Origin of the sequence: Pseudomonas sp. R43(2017) (genome assembly GCF_002112345.1) — a bacterium.
GTDB classification, from domain to species: Bacteria; Pseudomonadota; Gammaproteobacteria; order Pseudomonadales; family Pseudomonadaceae; genus Aquipseudomonas; species Aquipseudomonas kribbensis.
The window spans coordinates 1-20,443 of record NZ_NEHJ01000001.1; the positions used below are offsets into that span (position 1 = coordinate 1).

Genomic DNA, 20,443 nt, shown 5'->3' on the forward strand with positions numbered 1-20,443 from the left:
GTTGGAGGTGGAGAGGTTGGGGGAGGTGGGGGAAATGCCGAAGCTAACTCGGCACTGAGTTGCGGGCTGATTTTAGTCGCGTCTCCCAGTCAATTGGGATATTACTTCCATGTTTTGCGATTAATGTGTTTCGACAAAGAAATAGAGACGATGGTCGAAAGTGTTTCATCAGTAAATTATTGATATGAAAGGATATATTTTTTGTGGGACGCGAAAAAAGGGGGCTGATTTATTTCTAGAAAATAAGTCAGCCCCCTTTAAATTTTTTCCGCTCCTCAATTGATCCGACGGGAGTAGCTTTTGGCGGCAGTATGAGGGGGAGTGCGTTCAATTCTCACCCGGTAAAGGGTTCCGTTGATAGGCCGTCCGACAGCACTAGGTACTTTCTGGGTTTATCCTAACCAGCAGTACATTTTGAGTATGTCTCGATTTCAAAGTGCTATCATTGTCAGCCGGGCTATGATGCTAGCTACTGCGAGGGATGGCATGCAAGATCATGAGTATTCAGTTATAGGCCATCGCAGGAGCACTGTCGGTCGCTATCTAGGCATGCTGGCCACGATTGTTGTTTCCTTTCTCCCTGCGGTTGGGATCGGGCTATCCGATCTCATGGTGCAATTGGGTGTGCCCGAGTGGGGCAAGTATTTCGTTGTGATCCCACTCACCGCTAGCGTGACTTATACAGCCCTTTATTGGTTCTTCAATAAATATGGCTGGCGCCCGTTGAGCTTTCTGGCTCAGGTTCCCAACATCTCTGGGGACTGGAAGTGTATCGGCCAAACATTAAATGATGACGGGACTGTCGCTCACGATTGGGAGGCAGATCTGGCCGTATCTCAAACCTGGGAGAAGATCCGGGTTAGGCTGGAAACTAAAGCCTCTGTATCTCATAGCTTGTCGGTTGCATTGATTCCTGAGCCAGATGGCTGCTGGATGTTGATGTATAGCTACGTGAACAAACCGAAGACGGGTAATGCTCATCTCAATGGTCATCAAGGATATAGCGAGATGAGATTTTCAAAAGGTTTAAAATTCGCCAAAGGTGAATACTTCACTGCCAAAGGGCGTGGTACTGCTGGGATCATGACATTTACCAGGAGATAAAAGGATGGGTAAGGATGTTAATCGGAGGCTGACAGATCTTAAATCTCGGCGCCGGGGGAGTAGCAGTAACGTTGTAATGGATAGCATTACTGCGAGTTCGAGGTCAATTTCAGAGAAGTTCGAAACCCGTTCGAGCGGGCAGTGGGCAAAGTATGCGCTAGGGATCATGCAGGAAGTTGATCCGACCTACACAAAAAATTCCGTGGCGGAAGGTGAGAGGGTGAAAAATCAGATCACGAACCGCATTTCTACGGGGGTTAGTTTTGAGTACCAAGGCTCTGTTCCACTGAATGTTCACATCCGAGGTGTAAGCGACATCGACATACTGGTACTTCTGGATCGTTACTTGACTATTGATCTTCAGGGGGCTCGGGCGAACACAGCAGATTACTCAAATTGGGTAGGCCCCAGCGGTATTGCTCAACTCGCTAGTCTCCGAAGTGAGCTTGAGTTGGCCTTGACGGCGGCCTACCCAGCCGCCGATGTTGACATTACAAAAGACAAAGCCATTGCATTGTCGGGTGGGAGCTTGTTGCGAAGCGTAGATGTGGTGCCTTCGCATTGGCATGACTCTGCTGAATATCAAGCTAGCAAGATGAAGAAAGATCGTGAAGTGAAGATTTACCAGAAAAATACTGGTGATACTTTTTTGAATAGGCCATTCCTTCATATCGATAAAATAAACCAAAAAGAGGCGAGTACTCGAGGTGGTGCAAAAAAAATTATTCGCATGCTTAAGAACTTGAAAGCGGATAGTGACAATCCTTCGGCGATTCTGGTGAATAGTTACGAGATAGCTGGACTCGTTTATCACTTTGATGATGCTCCGCTTTCGGTGCCTGGGTACAATGAACTAGCTTTGGTTGCTGTGGCAAAGCAGCAGCTTACTCGGCTAATTGATAATAAACACTGGACAATGTCGCTGGTGACGCCGGATGGGATTAGAAAGATTATCGACTCTGAAGAAAAATTCAAATCGATAAAGCTACTGCGAGATGAAGTGAGCGAATTGGGTAGGAATTTGGCAATTGAGCTTACATCGCGTTACTGGATAGATGATCTGGAGACGCTAAAGGCTTTGCGTGAGTCCTATATCGCGGAGTAACAAAGCGCCCGTAGCGGGAAAAGAAACAAAAAAGGGCGGCTGATTTATTTTCGCAAAAAATCAGCTTCCTTTTTTTGTTTTGATAGGCGAATTGCACTCCTGGCTAATCATCTATCAATGTATATTTATATGGTTGTATAACTAGAGTGCGCTAAAAGTCAAGGTGGTAATTAGTTGGTGCAACTTTCAGCGCATTATTGTCTTAGTCAGAATGACGTTGATGCTAATGTTTGGGTGGCGGGAGGAAGCCAAATTTATAGAGTGAAAGTTAGGGTCCCAGAGGCTGGCTGGCAGGAATAAAATTGCCAGACTCGACGAATCAAAGTAATATGGATCAATTTGTATAGTTGTCGAGAGCTAAGCATATGGCTGATGAAAATTTTAAATATATTACTATTGATGGCGACGATATTGGCCAAAAAATAGCTAGTGCTTACTTTGCAAACAACTCGTTGGAGCTTATGGGACTAAAAGGGGACTGATTTATTTCCAAAAAATACTGAGAATCAGCTTGCTGGCCTCTCTACCTCATGAAGGTGCCACAGTAAGACCTCGATAAACACCAACGTTTAAAAAGACATCTCCAGACACTCTCTCAGGCTACATATCCTTGCGCCATTGCCTACAGCTACGCCAGAATCCGCCGGCTTGTGCGCTTTGTACCTGGTCTTTATCGTCTATGGGTCGCTGGCAACCCAGCGACCGGGTTTAGCGACCCGACCAGGTATAAGTTCAACGACGCTCCCGTTTGTCGCAGACATTTGCGATGACGATATGGTGGCTGTGCGTGGGAGACCTTCGGGTCTGCCGGGTCTTATACCTCTCGGTTCGCTAACCCGCGTACAGCTGCCACCCTTACTTGTTTAGCGACAGGTGTTGGTGGTTCCACCAGGTATAAAAATGGAGCTTCACCATGATCAAACCAACACCCAACCCGCCTGAAACCGACTCGGTTTCCCCCTACGAATCCATCGATTCCAGAAAACTCCACGAAGCCGCCGACCGCGCGCTCGACCATTACCTCCGTCCGCCCGGCTCCACGCCGCCGCCACGTAGAACCCGCGGGATGTATGCCGTGACTGCGGACAACAAAAACGAAGAACTGCTGATTGATGCCAGTGAAACACTCGCTTCGGCCCAAACCATTGCCCAAAACATCGCCAGTCTGGTGCCGGCTTCGCAGCGTCGGGCGTTGGTGGGCATTGCGCAGTTGATCATGCTCGGAGAGTTGGCGGTGAATCGGGCGTTGGATAATTTGCAATTGCCGGTGAAGCAGACCTCAGGATCACCTGCTGATTAAGCTGGTATCAATTCTGGCGCCTTCGCGAGCGAGTCGAATCGTGAAAAAGGGGACTGATTCATTTCAATCGGTCCCCTTTTTGTTGCTTAACCCGCGTCGCCGCTATCTGGCTATGAAGGCGCATCCGGCAACTCGATAACAGCTTTGCGTCAGTGCCAGTCTCTAAAACAATGCATGCATTGGCGCGCACGCCAAGTCCTCAACTGCCCTCCGCAGTGTGGACAGTGGGCAAGCTTTTGCTCGCACAGAGGTGACATTCGATGGCGGAAGTATTCCCAAACGATATCCGGATCAATATTTTCTCGACGGACTATCTCATCTACTACTGCTTGGTCACCCTTCTTGTGGAAGACCCCAATGATCGCTAGCGTTTCAACCGATGGACAGTAAGCCGTAATGAGCTCGCCGCATCGATTACAAACACGTTGACCATGGCCATTAATCATAAATTCGCTTCAGTATCGGGAATTGGATAAGTCCTTTTACTAGACGCTCGGTGCAGAGGCAACGGACGCTAATGGCCAAAAGTGGCCGATCGTGAATGGCAGAAATGGGTGATGTCTCAAAATGTCGTTGAAACGTGCCGGAAAAAAGAAAAATGGCCTAGGTCGTCAGCTACACCTGACAAACACGGCCATTTTCTTTTCATCTGTTGAGCTACAGCGATCAGCCGCTTACGTCTTCACCTCAACATGATCCAACGCCTGATTCACCGCCAACCCCGCAACCATAACCACCTGCGCAATCCCCAGCGCAGTCTTGCGGTGCGCAGGTTCCAGAATCGCGGCGAAGTTGCTGAGCATTTCGCTGGCGGAATCCAGGGACTCGCTGGCGTTGGCCAGGAGGGATTCGCTGTTGTAGGCGGGGTTGGCCAGGAACATGGGGTCGTGTGTGGTGTGGCTGCCCATGATGCGTTGTTGCGGGGTGAGGTAGTGATCGAGGGCGCGTTCGGCGGCTTCGTTCAAGGTTCGGGAGTCGGGGAATTTGTAGGGTGAAACCGGATCGGTTTCTGGTGGGTTGGGTGTTGGCTTGATCATAGATGTAACTCCTCATGCTTCAAAAAGGGAGGCCATCCAATTTCGCTACCAAACGAAGGTGGCGGCCATGCTCAGGTTGGTAGACCGGCACATGAGGAACCCGGCGCACCCGAAGGTGCCCTGTGCATGACCACCATAAAGCCGAGACGAAACGACGCCGCGAATGGTGATGCTGTGCAACTCTCATGTGCGGGCTACCAAACCCGATCACTGTTCTTCAGTGACCCGGAAACGATAAAACCCGCACCCTGGACGCACAAGCCGGCGGATTCTGGCGTAGTCGTAGGCAATGACGCAAGGCGTTGTAGCCTTGAGGAAGTAACGATGAGTGTCTTTAAACAGAGTTAAAGAAGTCGGTTAAACGGGCGGGTCAAAAGCTACTATCACCCAAGCCCTCCTGATACGTCGGACCGCCCGGAGGGAGAGGGGACTGACCGGGTTGGCCGGCTCATTCATTGACCTGAACGACCGCAAAAAGGGAGCAGGTTTCTGGCTTCAATCCTTTTCAGGACATTTGAAGTTCCAGGAATAAATCTTCATGTCTTTGACTTCTTCTCCGACAGTTCCTACGCCTAAACAATCTCCGTTCTTGATGTAGTTGAAGCTGCAGTAGCGGACGCCTTCCGTGCAGGACTCGATTTCATTGAAGCCTTTTCTTTGGATGACGCTTTCAACCCCGAACTCACCTGAGTAGGTCGGGTTCGGCTCCCAGCCATTTTTGATCAAAGCTTCTCGGGCTTTTGAAAATGGCATTCCCTCTTTGATAGGAAGGTCTGCTGCGCTAGTAAATAAACTGACGCAACCTAAAAGGCTGATGGCTAATGGTTTTAGTTTCATTTTTTGATGGTTTTCCAACTGCAGTTTTTAAGTCGCCGCCGATCAGCGGTTCGCACGTTGCGCAGGAGCTCAACGGCAATGGGGAAAAGGGGACTGAATTATTTCATTCAGTCCCCTTTGTTTCTTAACCCGCGTCTCCGCGATCTGGCTCTGAAGGCGCATCCGGACATTCATCAGCCCATCGCGTAACCGTCATGTCTTTGAGCTGCTCACCCATGGTGTCAACGCGCAAGCAGGCGCCTTTCTTTGAATAGAACAGGATGCAGCGCGAGCTATCAAAAGAGCAGGTATCGAGTTCCAGGAAATTGCGTGCAACCAGCTCGCGCTCGACACCGCTGTACTCATAGCCATCGCGGGTGTGCATCCGGGTTGGCTTCCATCCTTGTTTGATTAGCTTGGATCTGGCCGACACCAAGGTCTCATCGACGGCGATGCCTGCTGGCCCGTGCTTGTTGTTTGTCGCTTGCGAGCCGCCGGCATGCGCAAGGCTTGTAGCGGTGCAATACATTGCGAAGAGCAAGAGGATCGGGGCCTTCATCTGACATTTCCTCCGGTTGACGTCCATGTACCTATGCTTCGAGCAGGATGCCTGAGGCAAAAGTTGCGCTCAACAGCCGCCATAAAGCACTGATGTTTCGAGCTCGGAATCCGCAAGCCAAAAATCCGGATTTTCCCTACAAAGAACACCGATCCATCCTGCATTCAAACCTGAGTCCGTTCGCCAAAGTCTCCCGTTTTCAGAACGGGACACAGACGTGACCAGACTCATCCCGCAAAGCGAACTCCATGGCCAGCGCGACCGGATCCTCGACTCCTACCAAGCCTTGGAGGACTTCCGACAGGCATTGAATCGCCCGGACGAGCTGCCCGGATTCGACGACCTGTTAAACGCCATGGGCCTGCATCGTTCGAACTGCATGCAAGGCGCGAATGAGCGGAAACTTATCGATGCTGTGCGTAACGGTGAGTGGGCACTGGTGAAACCGCGCCCGGCTACAGACAGCGGCGGCGCCTCCTGGAACGCCTTCAACCCCAAACCCGAACCACCTCCCGCACAACATCTGGTGGAGGAGCACGCCTACACCTTGCCGCAACCCGCTGAATCGGGTTTCCACATCGTTCAGAAATCCATGACGCTCGATGCGCTTGAACGGGAGTTGTACGAAGTCAGGCCCGGCGACTCACTGCGTCGCGAATTCCGCTCACTCAATAGACATCTCGGTGAGCGGGTCAAGCCGGGGTAAATGGTCTTGTTCAGCGATTCACGCAACTACATGTGCCGGCGCGAAGAAGCACAGATGATGGCCGCTGCGGAGAAGGTGAACGAGGCGTTGAAAGATCTCTCGGATGAAGAGGCTTCGTTCATGGTTGAACATCATGAGGTCATTGAGCCGTTTCTGGAGGTGTCGGCGGGTACGTTGGGCGTGGCGTCATTCATGATCGGCCATCATCTGGAAGGATTGAAAAACACCCTCAAAGAGTTGGAGCAACTGCATCAGCAGCAATACACCCAACATCGCCATCTGCATGCCCCGGAGTTCTTTGCCAAACGCAAACGTCTGATGGCGAAACTGGATGCCAGCCTTGGGCCGCTGGTACGCAAAGGCACCGGTCTGCCAGATCATCCAAAACTCAAACGTGCACTGGGGTTGTCCAGCCGCCGAATTGTTCACCGATGGGGCAAGGCAGGCGCACCGGCACAACTGCCTGGATATGCAACCAACATTGCGGGCGTTGCCAGAGCAGCGAAGTTCATGAAGGGAGGGGGCTATCTCGGCATAGGTCTGCAACTCGGCGCATCCAGCTCAAAAATCTACGAGGTTTGCGCGTCCGACCGGGAGGCGGAATGCAGGCAAGTGAGGTTTGTTGAGGGAGGGAAAATGGTCGGCGGTACCGCTGGAGCTCTCGCTGGTGGATATATCGGCGAGAAAGTAGGTTCGGCGGTATGTGCGAAGTTGAAAGGAATGGGAAAACTGGTGTGTGTGCTTGTGGTCGGTGCGGCAGGGTCCGTGGAGACAGGAGCTCAGATGACTGAAGGTGGTGCGTATTTAGGACAAAAAATCTACGAGTACTCCGAATGATAGAAGTCACCAGCACGGTATATGCCTTGGCTTGGGGAGTGCTGATCCTGCTCGCAGTGATCAACTGCGCAATGATTTTCTACGCCGTTTATACAAAACTCGAAGCGCTGGAAAATCACTTTGACGAGTGGCTATACCTGAGCACGGACTGGCGTTCTTCAGGTGGGAGTTTTCACTGGAGAACTCTTCGAATGACAGAGGTCAGCCGGTTGATTACCTCCAAGAGTATCCAACGGCAGGCCCCGTTGCTGATCGACGCCGTTGAACGCCTCCCCAGAGGACTCAGGTTCTGGGCTACGTGTCCGTTTCATGTCGGCTATTTCGTGTGCGGCGGGACGACGCTGCTTTGGCTTTATGGGAAATACAGAGGTTTTTTGTAATGGGGCAAAGAGAAAAACAATCCTTCGGTGAGGTGGTTTACGAAGTCTCTCCCCATGACTGAAATCAAACTTCTGTTCGCCGCCACTGGCATTGGGTTACTGGTGCTGATCATTTCCAACGTTCTGGTGATGATTTATGTCGGGTATTTCAAGCTTTCCGAAATCGAGTCGCACCTTGAAAATTGTTATCTGCTCCAGAATTGCCCGCAGAAAGGAAGTGCCGGTTTTTGGGCGCGCAGGTACAGGCTCAATTTGATCACTGCTTTGCTTCGCAAGCGTCCTTCGCGTCTGTTGCTGGATAATCCGAAGGCTCTCGAAGATGTCCGGCGCCTTCCGCTGAATTTGCGGCGGTGGATCGAAATTCCATATCGATTGAATGCATTTTCTCTGCTGGGAATTCTGGCCTTGTATGGTTGGGCGGAATATCTAGGGCTGTTCAAGTAAGCGCCGTTGAGAGGCGGTCCTCTATAAGAGGGCTATCGCGAGTCGGTAGCGTGCTGTTGAGACAGAAAAAAGATGACTGACTGTGGTGAGTTTTCAGGACAAAAAATCTACGAGTATTCCGAATAATGGAAATCACCAGCACAGTATTCGCCTGGGCCTGTGGAGCGCTGATCCTGCTGGGCATCATCAACTGCGCAATGATTTTCTACGCCGTTTATACAAAACTCGAAGCGCTGGAAAATCACTTTGACGAGTGGCTATACCTGACCACGGACTGGCGTTCTTCAGGTGGGAGTTTTCACTGGAGAACTCTTCGAATGACAGAGGTCAGCCGGTTGATTACCTCCAAGAGTATCCAACGGCAGGAACCGTTGCTGATCGACGCCGTTGAACGCCTTCCCAGAGGACTCAGGTTCTGGGCGACGCGTCCATTTCATGTCGGCTATTTTGTGTGCGGCGGGACGGCGGTGCTTTGGTATTACGGGAAATACAGAGGTTTTTTGTAGGAGCAGGTGTCTTTAACGGTCCAACGCTTCGCGAAGGCTAGGGGCTTTCGGGGCGGCTGAGTAAGGTCTCCAATCGAGCCAGAGGAGGCCGTTCCTGGCTGCGATCAAACACCTGCACCCCAACCTTCAACAACCGCCCATTCTCCACCCCCCCAATCACCTGCTCACACCGCAACAACAACCTCCCTTGATCACACTCCATCGCCTTAACCCCCATCGGCAATCGCCCTTCCAACCGAAGTTCCGCCATCCGACTCTGCGCCGCAATCATCGCAATCGAGCGATCCCGCAAAACCCCGCTGCTCTGCGTCATCAACCCCGCCACGCGCACGGCGGCGGACATGGCGACGGCGATGATCGCCAGCGCGACGAGCACTTCTATCAGGGTGAATCCGGCTTGCGGGGAGGGGGTGCGCATCGGGGGCTCGGGCAGTCGGGCAGCCCTTGACGCTAACGCCCGTGCTTGACGGCTTGACGACGAAAACACCCGAGGATTTTCAACATCCCTGACATATCTTCTTGCAACACTGCGCGTCGAATCGAATCAAGCCAGGGAATGACGAGATGGATATCGCGCAATTCAAACAGCCCAATCGACCGAGCCGGATGCCCCGTGGGCAGCAGGGTTTTACGCTGATCGAGATCATGGTGGTCGTGGTGATTCTCGGGATTCTGGCGGCGATGGTGGTGCCCAAGGTGCTCGACCGGCCGGATCAGGCGCGGGCCACGGCGGCGAAGCAGGACATTGGCGGGTTGATGCAGGCGCTGAAGCTGTATCGCCTCGATCACGGCACTTACCCGAGCCAGAGTCAGGGCCTGAAGGTGCTGGTGGAGCGGCCGGCCGATGCGAAGAACACCAACTGGCGCTCGTACCTGGAGCGTCTGCCGAATGACCCGTGGGGTCGTCCTTATCAGTACCTCAATCCCGGTGCCAACGGCGAGATCGACATCTTTTCCCTCGGCGCCGACGGCCAGCCTGACGGCGACGGTGTGAATGCCGACATCGGTTCCTGGCAGTTGTAAGGCCGGCCATGAACAGCCAATCGAACCAGCAGGGGATGGCGATCATCAGTGCGCTGCTGATTGCGGCGGTGGTCGCGGTGATTGCTGCCGGCATGCTGACGCGCCAGAGCGTTTCGACCCGGGCGCTGGAAGCCGAACAACTGCGCGTGCAGGGCCGTTGGGTGTTGCACGGTGGGCTGGAGATCAGCCGGCAATTGTTGTGGGATGCGCGGCAGCGCGATCCGTTGACCCGGCTCGATCAGCCATGGGCGCAGGTGTTGAACACCCAGGGTTTCGAGGGGCGGCTGGAGGACGAGCAGGGCAAGTTCAACCTGCGCAATCTGGTGGCCAACGAGCGGATCGATGATGCGCAGGTGCAGGCGTTCGAGCGCTTGTGCGAGTTGATTGGTGTCAACAGCGGGTTGAGCCGGCGCATCAGTCAGCGGGTGATCGGCTCTTATCCGCACCTGTTGAATGCCCAAGTGGTGGACAAGCCTGTGGCGAAAAACACCTTCGACAGCGGGCGCGCCACGTCGCCGTCCGCGTCGCGCAAACCGCAATCGCCGACCTTGCCGATGCTGCGTACGCTTGATGATTTGCGCAGTGTCGACGGGGTCAACGATGCGGTTTTGGCGAAACTGGCGCCGTACCTGACGGTGATTCCGGCGACCACCTGGCTCAACGGCAACACGGCCACCGCGCCGGTGTTGGCGGCTTATGTGCCGGGGCTGTCGCTGGAGCGGGCGCAGGCGTTGATCAATGAGCGCGACGCCGGGCGTTGGTTTATCAATCGCGGGGATTTCGTCAATCGTCTGCGCCTGCCGCAATTGGAGATCACCAGCGTCAAGGTCGGCATCACCAGCGACTGGTTTCGGTTGCGCGGGCAGGCGCGGCGTGATCAGCGGCGGGTCAGCCTCGATGCGTTGTTGCATCGCAGTCAGGATCGGTTGCCGCAAGTGATCTGGTCGCGGGTGGGCGTATGAGCCAGTTGCGTGTGAGTTTGCCGCCGCTGGCGGAGCTGAGTCTCGACAGTGAAGTGGATTGTGCGTGGCTGGATCGACAGGGGCAGGTCGTGCGCCAGGAACGCTTGCGGCTCGATGCACTGCCGAAGCAGCCGCTGGTGTGCTTTCTGCACCCGTCGGACAGCCTGCTGGCGAGCATCGATTTGCCGCCGCTGCCCGCGAACAAAACCGCTGCGGCTGTGCAATGTGCGGCGCAGGCCTTGATGCTCGGTGACAGCGCCGAGATGCACATCGCCCATAGCACTCGCAATGAAAGCGGCCAGGTGCAGATTGCCTGGGTAGCACGCAAGGATTTGCAGCACCTCGGGCAGTTCGGTTTGAACCTCAAAGGCCTGTACCCGGCGGCCTACAGCTTGCCGGTGATGGCCGGCGGCGTTGGCTGCTTGCACGACGATCATCTGTTGCTGCGCCACGGCCCGAATGTGGCGCAGGTGCAGCCGATGATCGACGAAGCGTGGCTGCTGGAAACCGGTCTGCCGGCGCACTGGATCGGTGACGGCGCGCCGGAAGCAGTGCAATCGACATTGCCCCACACTCAGCGCAATGCCGGCCCGTTGCCGAACTGGGGCCTGCACGGCGGCCTTCAGCAACCGGGCACCGAACACCGTGGTTGGGGCAGGGCGCTCGGTTGCTGCGCGCTGGCGCTGGCGGTGTGGGTGATCGGTTTGAACCTGTACGCCGCCCGCGAGGCCGGGCAGGGCCAGCAGCTCAAGGCGCAGATGGCGCAGCGGGTGAAGCAGGCGTTTCCCGAGTTGCCGGTGATCCTCAATCCGCTGCAACAGGCCCGTCAGCAAATCGCGGCGCGTCAGCAAGGCGCGGTGGATGCGCCGGGGCAGGACTTCACGCGACTGGTGTTGCAGGCCGGCAGTGGCATGCCGTCCATGGCGGGCACGGTGCAGCGGCTGGAGTTTGTCGACGGTGCGTTGCAACTGAGCCTGCTACCCGAGGCCCGGCGTTCGGGTAACGACAAGGATTGGCAAGGCACGCTGGCCCAGGCCGGCATCAGCATCAGCCCGAATGATGACGGCTGGGTCCTGCGCCCGGCCGGCGAGGTAACCGCCGCCACCGACAACGACGACAGCAGCGGAGCCGAAGATGAATAGCCCCTCGCTTGCGAAATACCGCGCGGGTTGGCAGCGCTTCAATGCTCAGTTGCAGGCCCGTTGGCAGCCGTTGGCGCTGCGGGAAAAACGCATGGTGGGCGGCATGGCGGCGCTGTTGCTGGGGCTGTTTGTGTGGGTGGCGTTGATTCAGCCGCCGCTGAAGAAGATCGCCGCGTCGCAAGTCGAAACCCCAAAACTGCGGGCCCAGGCCGAAGCGCTGGAAGTGCTGTTGCGCGATGTCAACGTGCGCCCGGACGGGCAGAACCTGGAGCAGTCGCTGCAGCAAACCTTGCAGGCCAGCGGACTGGGCGGCCATTACCAATTGGCGGCCGCGTCCGCCGGCTGGCAGTTGACCTTTGACGCGGCACCGGCCGACGCCGTGCTCGACTGGCTGCTGAGTCAACCCCGGAATTTTTCACTGCAAGTGGTCGAGGCCCGTCTGCAACGCGCAGACGACGCCGCGACCGATGACACGGCCGGCACTCTGTCGGGCACCGTACGCATGGATCAGGCGCTGGGCGCTAAGGAAGCTTCATGAAGGGGTCAGGATCCAAACGCATGGCGTTGCCGATGCTGTTGATGGCATTGAGCGCGTGCAGCAACACCACACCACCGAATCAACCGCCGCTGCTGGTGGACAGCGAACTCGGCCGGCCGCTGGCCAACACCCAGCGCAGTGGCGACGCGGTGCTCGACCGCGAGCGTGCGCAGGCTCAGGCCAGACCTGCGCCGAAGCAATTGCACAACATCACCGAACGCGCCCGCAGCGGCGGTTCGGCCCGGGGCACGACATTGCCGGCGAACCCTTTGGGCGATCAGCCGGTGACGCTGAATTTTGTCGACGCGGATATTCAAGCGGTGGTGCGGGCGTTGTCGCGCTCCACCGGTCAGCAGTTTCTGGTGGATCCTCGGGTCAAGGGCAACCTGACGCTGGTCTCCGAAGGCCAGGTACCGGCGCATCAGGCCTACGACATGTTGCTGGCGGCGCTGCGCATGCAGGGTTTCAGCGTGGTGGATGTGGGCGGCGTGGCGCAGGTGGTGCCGGAGGCCGACGCCAAGTTGCTCGGCGGGCCGATCTACAGCGCCGACAAACCGGCCGGCAACGGCATGCTCACCCGCACGTTCCGCCTGCAATACGAGAACGCGGTGAACCTGATCCCGGTGCTGCGCCCGATCGTGTCGCCGAACAACCCGATCAACGCCTACCCGGGCAACAACACCATCGTCGTCACCGACTACGCCGAAAACCTCACGCGGGTCGCGCAACTGATTCAGGGCATCGACACCCCTAGCGCCATCGACACCGACGTTGTGCAGATCCAGAACGGCATCGCCGCCGACATCGCGCCGATGGTCGCCGACCTGCTCGACGCGCCGGGCAATGATCCAACCCAGAAAATCGCAGTGATCGGCGACCCGCGTTCCAACACCATCATCATCCGCGCCGGCAGCCCCGAGCGCACGGAGCTGGCGCGCAACCTGATCTACAAACTCGACAACGCCCAGAGCAACCCGAGCAACTTGCACGTGGTGTATCTGCGCAATGCTCAGGCCGGCAAACTGGCGCAAGCGCTGCGCGGTTTGTTGACCGGCGAGAGCGACAGCGGCACCAGCGACAGTGCGCGTTCGGTGCTCAGCGCCATGGGCAGTTCCACTAATTCGAACGGTGGGCAGAACGGCCAGAGCGGTACGCAAACTAACGGCAGCACCTCGACCACCAACAGCGGCAGCACCGGCGGCAGCTACGCCCAGGGCAGCAGCAATAGCAGTGGCAGCAGCAACGGGCAAAGCAGTGAGCAGAACGTGGCCTTCAGCGCTGGCGGTGTGACCATTCAGGCGGACGCGACCACCAATACCTTGCTGATTTCCGCGCCGGAACCGCTGTACCGCAACCTGCGCGAAGTCATCGACCTGCTCGACCAGCGCCGCGCGCAAGTGGTGATCGAAAGCCTGATCGTCGAAGTCGGCGAGGACGATGCCAGCGAGTTCGGCGTGCAATGGCAGACCGGCAATCTGGCCGGCAACGGCGTGATCGGCGGCGCCAACCTTGGCGGCTCGGGGATCAACGTCAACGGCAAGACCAGTGTCGACGTGCTGCCCAAAGGCTTGAACCTCGGCTACGTCAACGGCACCGTCGACATCCCCGGCATCGGCAAGATTCTCGACCTGAAAGTGCTGGCCCGGGCGCTGAAGAGCAAGGGCGGCACCAACGTGCTGTCGACGCCGAACCTGCTGACCCTGGACAACGAAGCGGCGAGCATTTTTGTCGGCCAGACCATCCCGTTTGTCAGCGGCAGTTACGTCACCGGCGGCGGGGGCACCAGCAACAACCCGTTCCAGACCGTGACCCGTGAAGAGGTCGGTTTGAAGCTCAACGTGCGACCGCAGATTTCCGAGGGCGGCACGGTGAAGCTCGACATCTATCAGGAAGTCAGCAGCATCGACGAGCGCGCTTCAGCGGCTTCGACTTCGGCGGGGATCGTCACCAGCAAACGTGCGATCGACACCAGCATCCTGCTCGACGACGGGCAGATCATGGTGCTCGGCGGTCTGCTGCAGGACGGCTACAGCCAGAGCAATGACGCGGTGCCATGGCTGTCTAGCATTCCGGGGCTGGGCGCGCTGTTTCGCAACGAGCGCCGCTCGATCACCAAGACCAACCTGATGGTGTTCCTGCGCCCGTACATCATTCGCGACAGCGCGGCGGGGCGCAGCATCACCCTCAACCGCTACGACTTCATGCGCCGCGCTCAGGGTGGTCTGCAACCGGAACGCAGCTGGGCGATGCCGGACATGCAGGCGCCGCAATTGCCGACCGCTGCGCAGGGGGTGCCGGCAGCCGTTCCGACTTCCGGGCCTCGCGCGGTCATCAAGGCTGTGCCGATTGAAGCAGGCCCGCGGTTATGAGCAGCTTGCCTTACGCCTGGGCCAAGGCGCAGCGGATTCTGCTGCGCGACGGCGTGCTGACGGTGTGTCCGTCGACGCCAGGCTGGTCGATCAGCGAGGTACGGCGGCAGTTCGGCGCAGCCAGGCTTGAGCGGGTGCGCGATGACGAACTCGATGGCTTGCTCGCCACGGCCTACGCCGACACCGGCAGCGCGGCGGCGGTGGTCGGCGCGGCGGAAAACGAAGTCGACCTCGACCGCCTGATGCAGGACATGCCGGAAATCACCGATCTGCTCGACACCCAGGACGGCGCGCCGGTGATCCGCATGATCAACGCCTTGCTCACCCAAGCGGCGCGGGACGAGGCCAGCGACATTCACATCGAACCGTTCGAAACCCATTCGGTGGTGCGCTACCGGGTCGACGGCACCCTGCGCGACGTGGTCTCGCCACGCAAGGCGTTGCACGGTGCGCTGGTGTCGCGGATCAAGATCATGGCGCAGCTCGATATCGCGGAAAAACGCCTGCCGCAGGATGGCCGCATTGCGTTACGCGTGGCCGGGCGGCCCATCGACATTCGCGTCTCCACCGTGCCCACCGGTCATGGCGAGCGGGTGGTGATGCGTTTGCTGGACAAGCAGGCCGGACGCCTGCATCTGGAAACCCTGGGCATGGACGCGCAGGTGCTGGCGAAACTCGATCATCTGATCCGCCAGCCCCACGGCATCGTGCTGGTCACCGGCCCGACCGGTAGCGGCAAGACCACCAGTCTTTATGCGGCGCTGGCTCGACTCGATGCGAGCACCAGCAACATCCTCACCGTGGAAGACCCGGTGGAGTACGACTTGCCGGGCATCAGCCAGATTCAGGTCAACGCCAAGATCGACATGACCTTTGCCCTCGCGCTACGCGCCATTTTGCGGCAGGACCCGGACATCATCATGATCGGCGAAATCCGCGACCTCGAAACCGCGCAGATCGCAGTGCAGGCTTCGTTGACCGGTCACCTGGTGTTGGCGACCTTGCACACCAACGATGCGGTGTCGGCAGTCAACCGCTTGGTCGACATGGGCGTCGAGCCGTTTCTGCTGGCCTCGTCGATGCTCGGCGTGTTGGCCCAGCGTTTGGTGCGGCGCCTGTGCAATCAGTGCAAACAGGAAGACCCGGCCACGCCCGGCACCTGGCGCCCGGTCGGTTGTGTGGCGTGCAATCACACCGGTTACAGCGGCCGAACCGGCATTCACGAATTGTTCTGCATCGATGACGACATTCGCACCCTGATTCACCAAGGGGCAGGGGAGCAGGCGTTGCGCGCGGCGGCGAGCAAGGCCGGGATGTTCAGCCTGCGCGAGGACGGCGAGCGCTGGATTCGCAGCGGTGCCACGGCCCCTGAAGAAATCCTTCGTGTGACACGGGACGCCTGATGAATCGCTATCGTTTTGAGGCCGCCGATGCCAGCGGCAAGATCGAATCCGGGCATCTGGAGGCGGACAGTCAGAGCGCTGCGTTTGGCGTGTTGCGCGGTCGCGGCTTGACGGCGTTGTCGGTGGAGAAGGAGAGCAACGTCTCCCAGCACGGCGGCGGTGGATTGTTCAGTGCCAAGCTGTCGGACAACGATCTGGCCTGGGCCACCCGGCAGCTGTCGAGCCTGCTCGGCGCCAGTCTGCCGCTGGAAGCTGCACTGAGCGCCACGGTCGAGCAGGCCGAGAAAAAACACATCGCCCACACCCTCAGCGCCGTTCGTGCCGACGTACGCAGCGGCATGCGCCTGGCTGAAGCGCTGGCAGCGCGGCCACGGGATTTCCCGGAGATTTACCGGGCGCTGATCGCGGCGGGTGAAGAGTCCGGTGATCTGGCGCAGGTGATGGAACGGCTGGCGGATTACATCGAGGAGCGCAACAACCTGCGCGGCAAGATTCTCACCGCGTTCATCTATCCGGGCGTGGTCGGATTGGTGTCGATCGGCATCGTGATTTTCCTGCTCAGCTACGTGGTGCCGCAGGTGGTCAGCGCGTTTTCCCAGGCGCGGCAGGATCTGCCGGGGCTGACGCTGGCGATGCTCAATGCCAGTGATTTCATTCGGGCGTGGGGCTGGTTGTGCGCAGGCGTCATGGCCGGTGCGTTCTGGAGCTGGCGCCTGTATCTGCGCAATCCGGCGGCGCGATTGAGTTGGCATCATCGGGTGCTGAAGCTGCCGCTGATCGGGCGGTTTGTGCTGGGGCTGAACACCGCGCGATTCGCCTCGACGCTGGCGATTCTCGGTGGTGCCGGGGTGCCGTTGTTGCGGGCACTGGAGGCGGCGCGGCAGACCTTGTCCAATGATCGCTTGAGCCTGAGCGTCAATGAGGCCACCGCCAAGGTGCGTGAGGGCGTCAACCTGGCGGCCGCGCTGAAAGTGGAGAACGTGTTCCCGCCGGTGCTGATTCACCTGATTGCCAGCGGCGAGAAAACCGGCGCGCTGCCGCCGATGCTTGAACGCGCCGCACAAACCCTGTCTCGTGATATCGAGCGCCGGGCGATGGGCATGACTGCGTTGCTGGAGCCGCTGATGATTGTGGTGATGGGCGGGGTTGTACTGGTGATCGTGATGGCGGTGCTGCTGCCGATCATCGAGATCAATCAGCTGGTGCAGTAGGGGTGTGTTAGTTGGTTTGATGTTGTCTGTTCCGGCCCCTTCGCGAGCAAGCTCGCTCCCACAGGTTTCTCGGGCGTGCACAAAATCTATATCACCACTGTCCATTGTGGGAGCGAGCTTGCTCGCGAAGGGGCCAGTCATAGCAGTAAATAATCCAAACTTTTTTCCAGGACTTCAGCATCACCCGACCCTCATTTCCCCCATCCTCGGGTTCTCCTTTCTGTCATCTGCAACGGCCCTTCAAGGGCTGTGGCCGATTCCCTCGAAAAGCTTGCCGTAGACACTCCGCACAACCGCAAGAACACCCGAGAAAATCCCTCGAAAATCACCTCGCACCTCCCGAGGTTTTTTCCTTTATCTGTCACCGGAAACTGCGAATTTCTCAGTGCGACTTAACCACGGACCCCGCTTGCGAAGGTCAGCGGTGAGTCTTCCCAGTGTCATGCAAGCAATCCGAAAACCTGTGTTCCCAACCTAGTTGAAAAGGAGATTCTTCATGTTCAAGCGCACTCTGATCGCCGCTTCCCTGACCGTCGCTGCCCTGGCTTCCGCTCAAGCCATGGCCGTTACCGGTGGTGGTGCAACTCTGCCAGCCGCTCTGTACAAAGGTTCTGCCGACAGCATCCTGCCAGCCAACTTCAGCTACGCTGCCATCGGCAGCGGCGGTGGCAAAACCGCTTTCCTGACCAACAACCCGGCTGGCTTCAGCACCACTGGCACTGTGCACTTCGCCGGTAGCGACTCGATCCTCAGCGCTTCGGAACTCAGCACCTACAAAGCCACCTACGGTGCTTCGTTCGGTCCGCTGATTCAACTGCCTTCGGTTGCCACTTCGGTTGCCATCCCTTACAAAAAAGCCGGTCAGACTGCTCTGAACCTGACCAGCGCTCAGCTGTGCGATGCCTTCTCCGGCGCCAAAACCACCTGGGGCGATCTGCTGGGCACTGCCGACACCACGCCGATCCGCGTTGTCTATCGCAACGTTTCCAGCGGCACTTCGGAAATCCTCAGCCGTCACCTGAACTCGGTCTGCCCGACTCAGTTCGCCACCAACTCCACCTTCACCAACGCTCGTCTGCCAGCCGGTTCGGCGCTGCCATCGAACTGGGTCGGCGTTGCCAACACTTCCGATGTCGCTACTGCCGTGAACGCGGTTGACGGTTCCATCGGTTATGTCGGTCCGGACGGTGTCGACGCTACCAGCAACGCTGTTGTTGCCCGCGTCAACGGTGTTCAACCTACTTCGCTCAACGTGACCTTGGCGCTGTCGTCGGTGACCCCTCCATCGTCTGCTGTCGATGCTGCCGATCCATCCAAGTGGTCGCCAGTGGTTGCCAACCCGACTTCGGGTTACAAACTGGCTGCCTACACCAACTTCATCTTCGGTCAGTGCTACAAGGATGCAGCCGTGGCCGCGGACGTCAAAGCCTTCCTGACCCAGCACTACAGCAACCCGGGCAACAACACTGCGACTCAGGCCCACAAGTTCGTCGCCGTGCCTAACGCCTGGAAAACCGCTGTAACCGCCAACTTCATCACCAACACCTCGGGCAACAACCTGGACATCAACAACGCCAGCGTCTGCAACGCTATCGGTCGTCCTTTGTAAGCCGTCTGGTTTAGTCAGCTGTAACGGTGGCAGCCCTTCGGGGCTGCCATTTTTTTTTGGCTCCCGTTCGGGTGCATTCGATAAGGAGGTTGAACATGTTCAAACGTATTGGAGTGGCCGCACTGGTATCGGCGGCGCTGGTTTCGGGGCAGGCGATGGCGGTGACGGTAATCGGAGGTGGGGCAACCATCCCGGCGAAACTTTACAGGGGCTCGGTGGACAGCATATTGCCGGCCACCTTCAACTACGCCGCAGCAGGTAGCGGTTACGGAAAACAGGCCTTTCTGACTAACGATCCCATGCGGCTCGGTCAAACCGGGACGGTGCATTTTGCCGCCAGTGACTCCACACTGACTGCCTCGGAGCTTTCGACCTATAGCACCCAATATGGGGCTTCATACGGTCCATTGATTCAGCTACCGTCGGTTATCACGTCCGTGGCGATCCCTTATAGAAAGTCTGGCCAGACTGCTCTGAACTTGTTTGATAATCAGCTGTGCGATGTGTTTTCCGGTAATAAAACCACGTGGGGTTCTCTACTGGGTACCTCGGACACCACTCCTATTCGCATTGTCTTCCGGAAGGAAGCGAGCGGCGCTACGGAAATCCTGACCCGCCATTTGAGCTCGATCTGCCCAACGCAATTCGTGACCGATGCGCGATTCACTGTCGCGCGCATACCCTATTCCTCGATACCTGCAAATTGGGTAGCGGTGGAATATGACCAGGATGTCGCACAAGCCGTAAACGCTGTCGATGGTTCTATCGGATATGCCGGCCCGGATAACGTTGATGCAACGAGCAACGCGGTTGTTGCTCGCATCAATGGCATCCAGCCGACGAACCCTAATGTCCTGTTGGCGTTGGTGAGTTTAAGTCCACCGACGACAATCTTTGATGCGGGTAATCCGGCCAAGTGGTCGCCAGTGGTCGCTAATCCGACTTCGGGTTACAAACTGGCTGCCTACACCAACTTCATCTTCGGCCAATGCTATAAAGATGCTGCGGTTGCAGCGGAAGTTAAGGCCTTTCTGGCAGCTCACTACAGTATTCCCGGCAACAACGTCGCGACGCAGGCCCATAAATTCATTGCCATGTCTTATGCCTGGAAGAACGCGGTCATCGCCAACTTCGTCACTAACACCACCGGCAACAACCTCGATATCAATAACCCCAGCGTTTGCAACGGCATTGGCCGGCCTCTAAACGACAAATCTTGAGACCCAATGGCGGCCCTTTCTGGGACCGCCATTTTATTCGCCCGGCATTCGGTCCCGCGGATTGCGCGAATACTCCCCCAACATGAAGTTTGTGTGACATCCGTTCGGTCGCGCCCCTCGCCAACTGCCTATGACGTAACAGCAGGTTTTTGCATGCCTGCGGCCTTGTGTG

At 57.5% G+C, this 20,443-nt stretch carries 22 protein-coding genes; 18 read left to right on the forward strand and 4 right to left on the reverse strand.

Annotated features, from left to right (window positions below):
• From CAG02_RS29915 to CAG02_RS00015, 4 genes are all read left to right on the forward strand, one after another.
• Positions 1 to 183, forward strand: a 183-nt coding sequence (locus tag CAG02_RS29915) for a hypothetical protein (RefSeq protein WP_218190634.1), incomplete at its 5' end; no start/stop codon positions are given.
• Positions 184 to 486: 303 nt separating this feature from the next.
• Complete coding sequence (locus CAG02_RS00005; protein ID WP_139831856.1) at positions 487 to 1,104, forward strand: hypothetical protein; 618 nt, start codon at positions 487 to 489, stop codon at positions 1,102 to 1,104.
• A gap of 76 nt (positions 1,105 to 1,180) precedes the next feature.
• Positions 1,181 to 2,209 (forward strand): hypothetical protein, encoded by a 1,029-nt coding sequence (locus CAG02_RS29925; protein WP_256576861.1) that lies wholly within the window; start codon positions 1,181 to 1,183, stop codon positions 2,207 to 2,209.
• Positions 2,210 to 3,122: 913 nt separating this feature from the next.
• Complete coding sequence (locus CAG02_RS00015; RefSeq protein ID WP_085710167.1) at positions 3,123 to 3,509, forward strand: DUF6124 family protein; 387 nt, start codon at positions 3,123 to 3,125, stop codon at positions 3,507 to 3,509.
• Between the two features lie 674 nt (positions 3,510 to 4,183).
• Here CAG02_RS00015 and CAG02_RS00020 read toward each other — a convergent pair.
• The 3 genes from CAG02_RS00020 to CAG02_RS00030 all read right to left on the reverse strand — a co-directional run bounded on the left by CAG02_RS00020 (position 4,184) and on the right by CAG02_RS00030 (position 5,921).
• Positions 4,184 to 4,546 (reverse strand): DUF6124 family protein, encoded by a 363-nt coding sequence (locus tag CAG02_RS00020; protein WP_085710166.1) that lies wholly within the window; start codon positions 4,544 to 4,546, stop codon positions 4,184 to 4,186.
• A 495-nt stretch (positions 4,547 to 5,041) separates the two neighbouring features.
• Entirely contained in the window at positions 5,042 to 5,383 is a 342-nt protein-coding gene (locus tag CAG02_RS00025) for a hypothetical protein (RefSeq protein ID WP_256576860.1), read from the reverse strand.
• A 124-nt stretch (positions 5,384 to 5,507) separates the two neighbouring features.
• Entirely contained in the window at positions 5,508 to 5,921 is a 414-nt protein-coding gene (locus tag CAG02_RS00030; RefSeq protein WP_085710164.1) for a hypothetical protein, read from the reverse strand.
• Between the two features lie 217 nt (positions 5,922 to 6,138).
• On the opposite strand from CAG02_RS00030, the gene CAG02_RS00035 reads away from it, so the two are divergent.
• From CAG02_RS00035 to CAG02_RS00055, 5 genes are all read left to right on the forward strand, one after another.
• Complete coding sequence (locus tag CAG02_RS00035; protein WP_085710163.1) at positions 6,139 to 6,627, forward strand: hypothetical protein; 489 nt, start codon at positions 6,139 to 6,141, stop codon at positions 6,625 to 6,627.
• A 6-nt stretch (positions 6,628 to 6,633) separates the two neighbouring features.
• A complete protein-coding gene (locus CAG02_RS00040) occupies positions 6,634 to 7,464 on the forward strand; it encodes a hypothetical protein (RefSeq protein WP_170931551.1) in 831 nt (276 codons plus the stop codon).
• Complete coding sequence (locus tag CAG02_RS00045; protein ID WP_085710161.1) at positions 7,461 to 7,844, forward strand: hypothetical protein; 384 nt, start codon at positions 7,461 to 7,463, stop codon at positions 7,842 to 7,844. Before CAG02_RS00040 ends, CAG02_RS00045 begins: the two co-directional genes overlap by 4 nt.
• Before the next feature lie 54 nt (positions 7,845 to 7,898).
• Complete coding sequence (locus CAG02_RS00050) at positions 7,899 to 8,288, forward strand: hypothetical protein (protein ID WP_085710160.1); 390 nt, start codon at positions 7,899 to 7,901, stop codon at positions 8,286 to 8,288.
• 125 nt (positions 8,289 to 8,413) lie between these two features.
• Complete coding sequence (locus CAG02_RS00055; protein ID WP_085710159.1) at positions 8,414 to 8,794, forward strand: hypothetical protein; 381 nt, start codon at positions 8,414 to 8,416, stop codon at positions 8,792 to 8,794.
• 37 nt (positions 8,795 to 8,831) lie between these two features.
• Here CAG02_RS00055 and gspI read toward each other — a convergent pair whose 3' ends face one another.
• A complete protein-coding gene (gspI, locus tag CAG02_RS00060) occupies positions 8,832 to 9,212 on the reverse strand; it encodes a type II secretion system minor pseudopilin GspI (protein WP_085710158.1) in 381 nt (126 codons plus the stop codon).
• A gap of 146 nt (positions 9,213 to 9,358) precedes the next feature.
• Here gspI and gspG point away from each other — a divergent pair, with 146 nt between their 5' ends.
• The 9 genes from gspG to CAG02_RS00105 all read left to right on the forward strand — a co-directional run bounded on the left by gspG (position 9,359) and on the right by CAG02_RS00105 (position 20,271).
• Positions 9,359 to 9,817 (forward strand): type II secretion system major pseudopilin GspG, encoded by a 459-nt coding sequence (gene gspG, locus CAG02_RS00065; protein WP_007959380.1) that lies wholly within the window; start codon positions 9,359 to 9,361, stop codon positions 9,815 to 9,817.
• An 8-nt stretch (positions 9,818 to 9,825) separates the two neighbouring features.
• Positions 9,826 to 10,779, forward strand: a complete 954-nt coding sequence (gene gspK / locus CAG02_RS00070) for a type II secretion system minor pseudopilin GspK (RefSeq protein WP_085710157.1) — start codon at positions 9,826 to 9,828, stop codon at positions 10,777 to 10,779.
• Positions 10,776 to 11,921, forward strand: a complete 1,146-nt coding sequence (gspL, locus tag CAG02_RS00075) for a type II secretion system protein GspL (RefSeq protein WP_085710156.1) — start codon at positions 10,776 to 10,778, stop codon at positions 11,919 to 11,921. The genes gspK and gspL overlap by 4 nt, the downstream gene beginning before the upstream one ends.
• A complete protein-coding gene (gene gspM / locus CAG02_RS00080) occupies positions 11,914 to 12,459 on the forward strand; it encodes a type II secretion system protein GspM (protein ID WP_085710155.1) in 546 nt (181 codons plus the stop codon). Before gspL ends, gspM begins: the two co-directional genes overlap by 8 nt.
• The gene (gene gspD / locus CAG02_RS00085) at positions 12,456 to 14,828 is read left to right on the forward strand and encodes a type II secretion system secretin GspD (RefSeq protein WP_085710154.1); all 2,373 of its coding nucleotides are present in this window, start codon (positions 12,456 to 12,458) and stop codon (positions 14,826 to 14,828) included. Before gspM ends, gspD begins: the two co-directional genes overlap by 4 nt.
• Positions 14,825 to 16,231, forward strand: coding sequence for a type II secretion system ATPase GspE (gene gspE, locus CAG02_RS00090; RefSeq protein WP_085710153.1), 1,407 nt, complete (start codon positions 14,825 to 14,827; stop codon positions 16,229 to 16,231). Before gspD ends, gspE begins: the two co-directional genes overlap by 4 nt.
• On the forward strand, positions 16,231 to 17,442 hold the full coding sequence (gspF, locus tag CAG02_RS00095; RefSeq protein WP_085710152.1) for a type II secretion system inner membrane protein GspF: 1,212 nt from the start codon (positions 16,231 to 16,233) through the stop codon (positions 17,440 to 17,442). Before gspE ends, gspF begins: the two co-directional genes overlap by 1 nt.
• Before the next feature lie 496 nt (positions 17,443 to 17,938).
• Complete coding sequence (locus CAG02_RS00100; RefSeq protein WP_085710151.1) at positions 17,939 to 19,051, forward strand: substrate-binding domain-containing protein; 1,113 nt, start codon at positions 17,939 to 17,941, stop codon at positions 19,049 to 19,051.
• A gap of 95 nt (positions 19,052 to 19,146) precedes the next feature.
• Positions 19,147 to 20,271: a substrate-binding domain-containing protein gene (locus tag CAG02_RS00105; protein ID WP_085710150.1), complete on the forward strand. Its 1,125-nt coding sequence runs from the start codon at positions 19,147 to 19,149 to the stop codon at positions 20,269 to 20,271.
• The last annotated feature ends 172 nt before the right edge of the window (positions 20,272 to 20,443 follow it).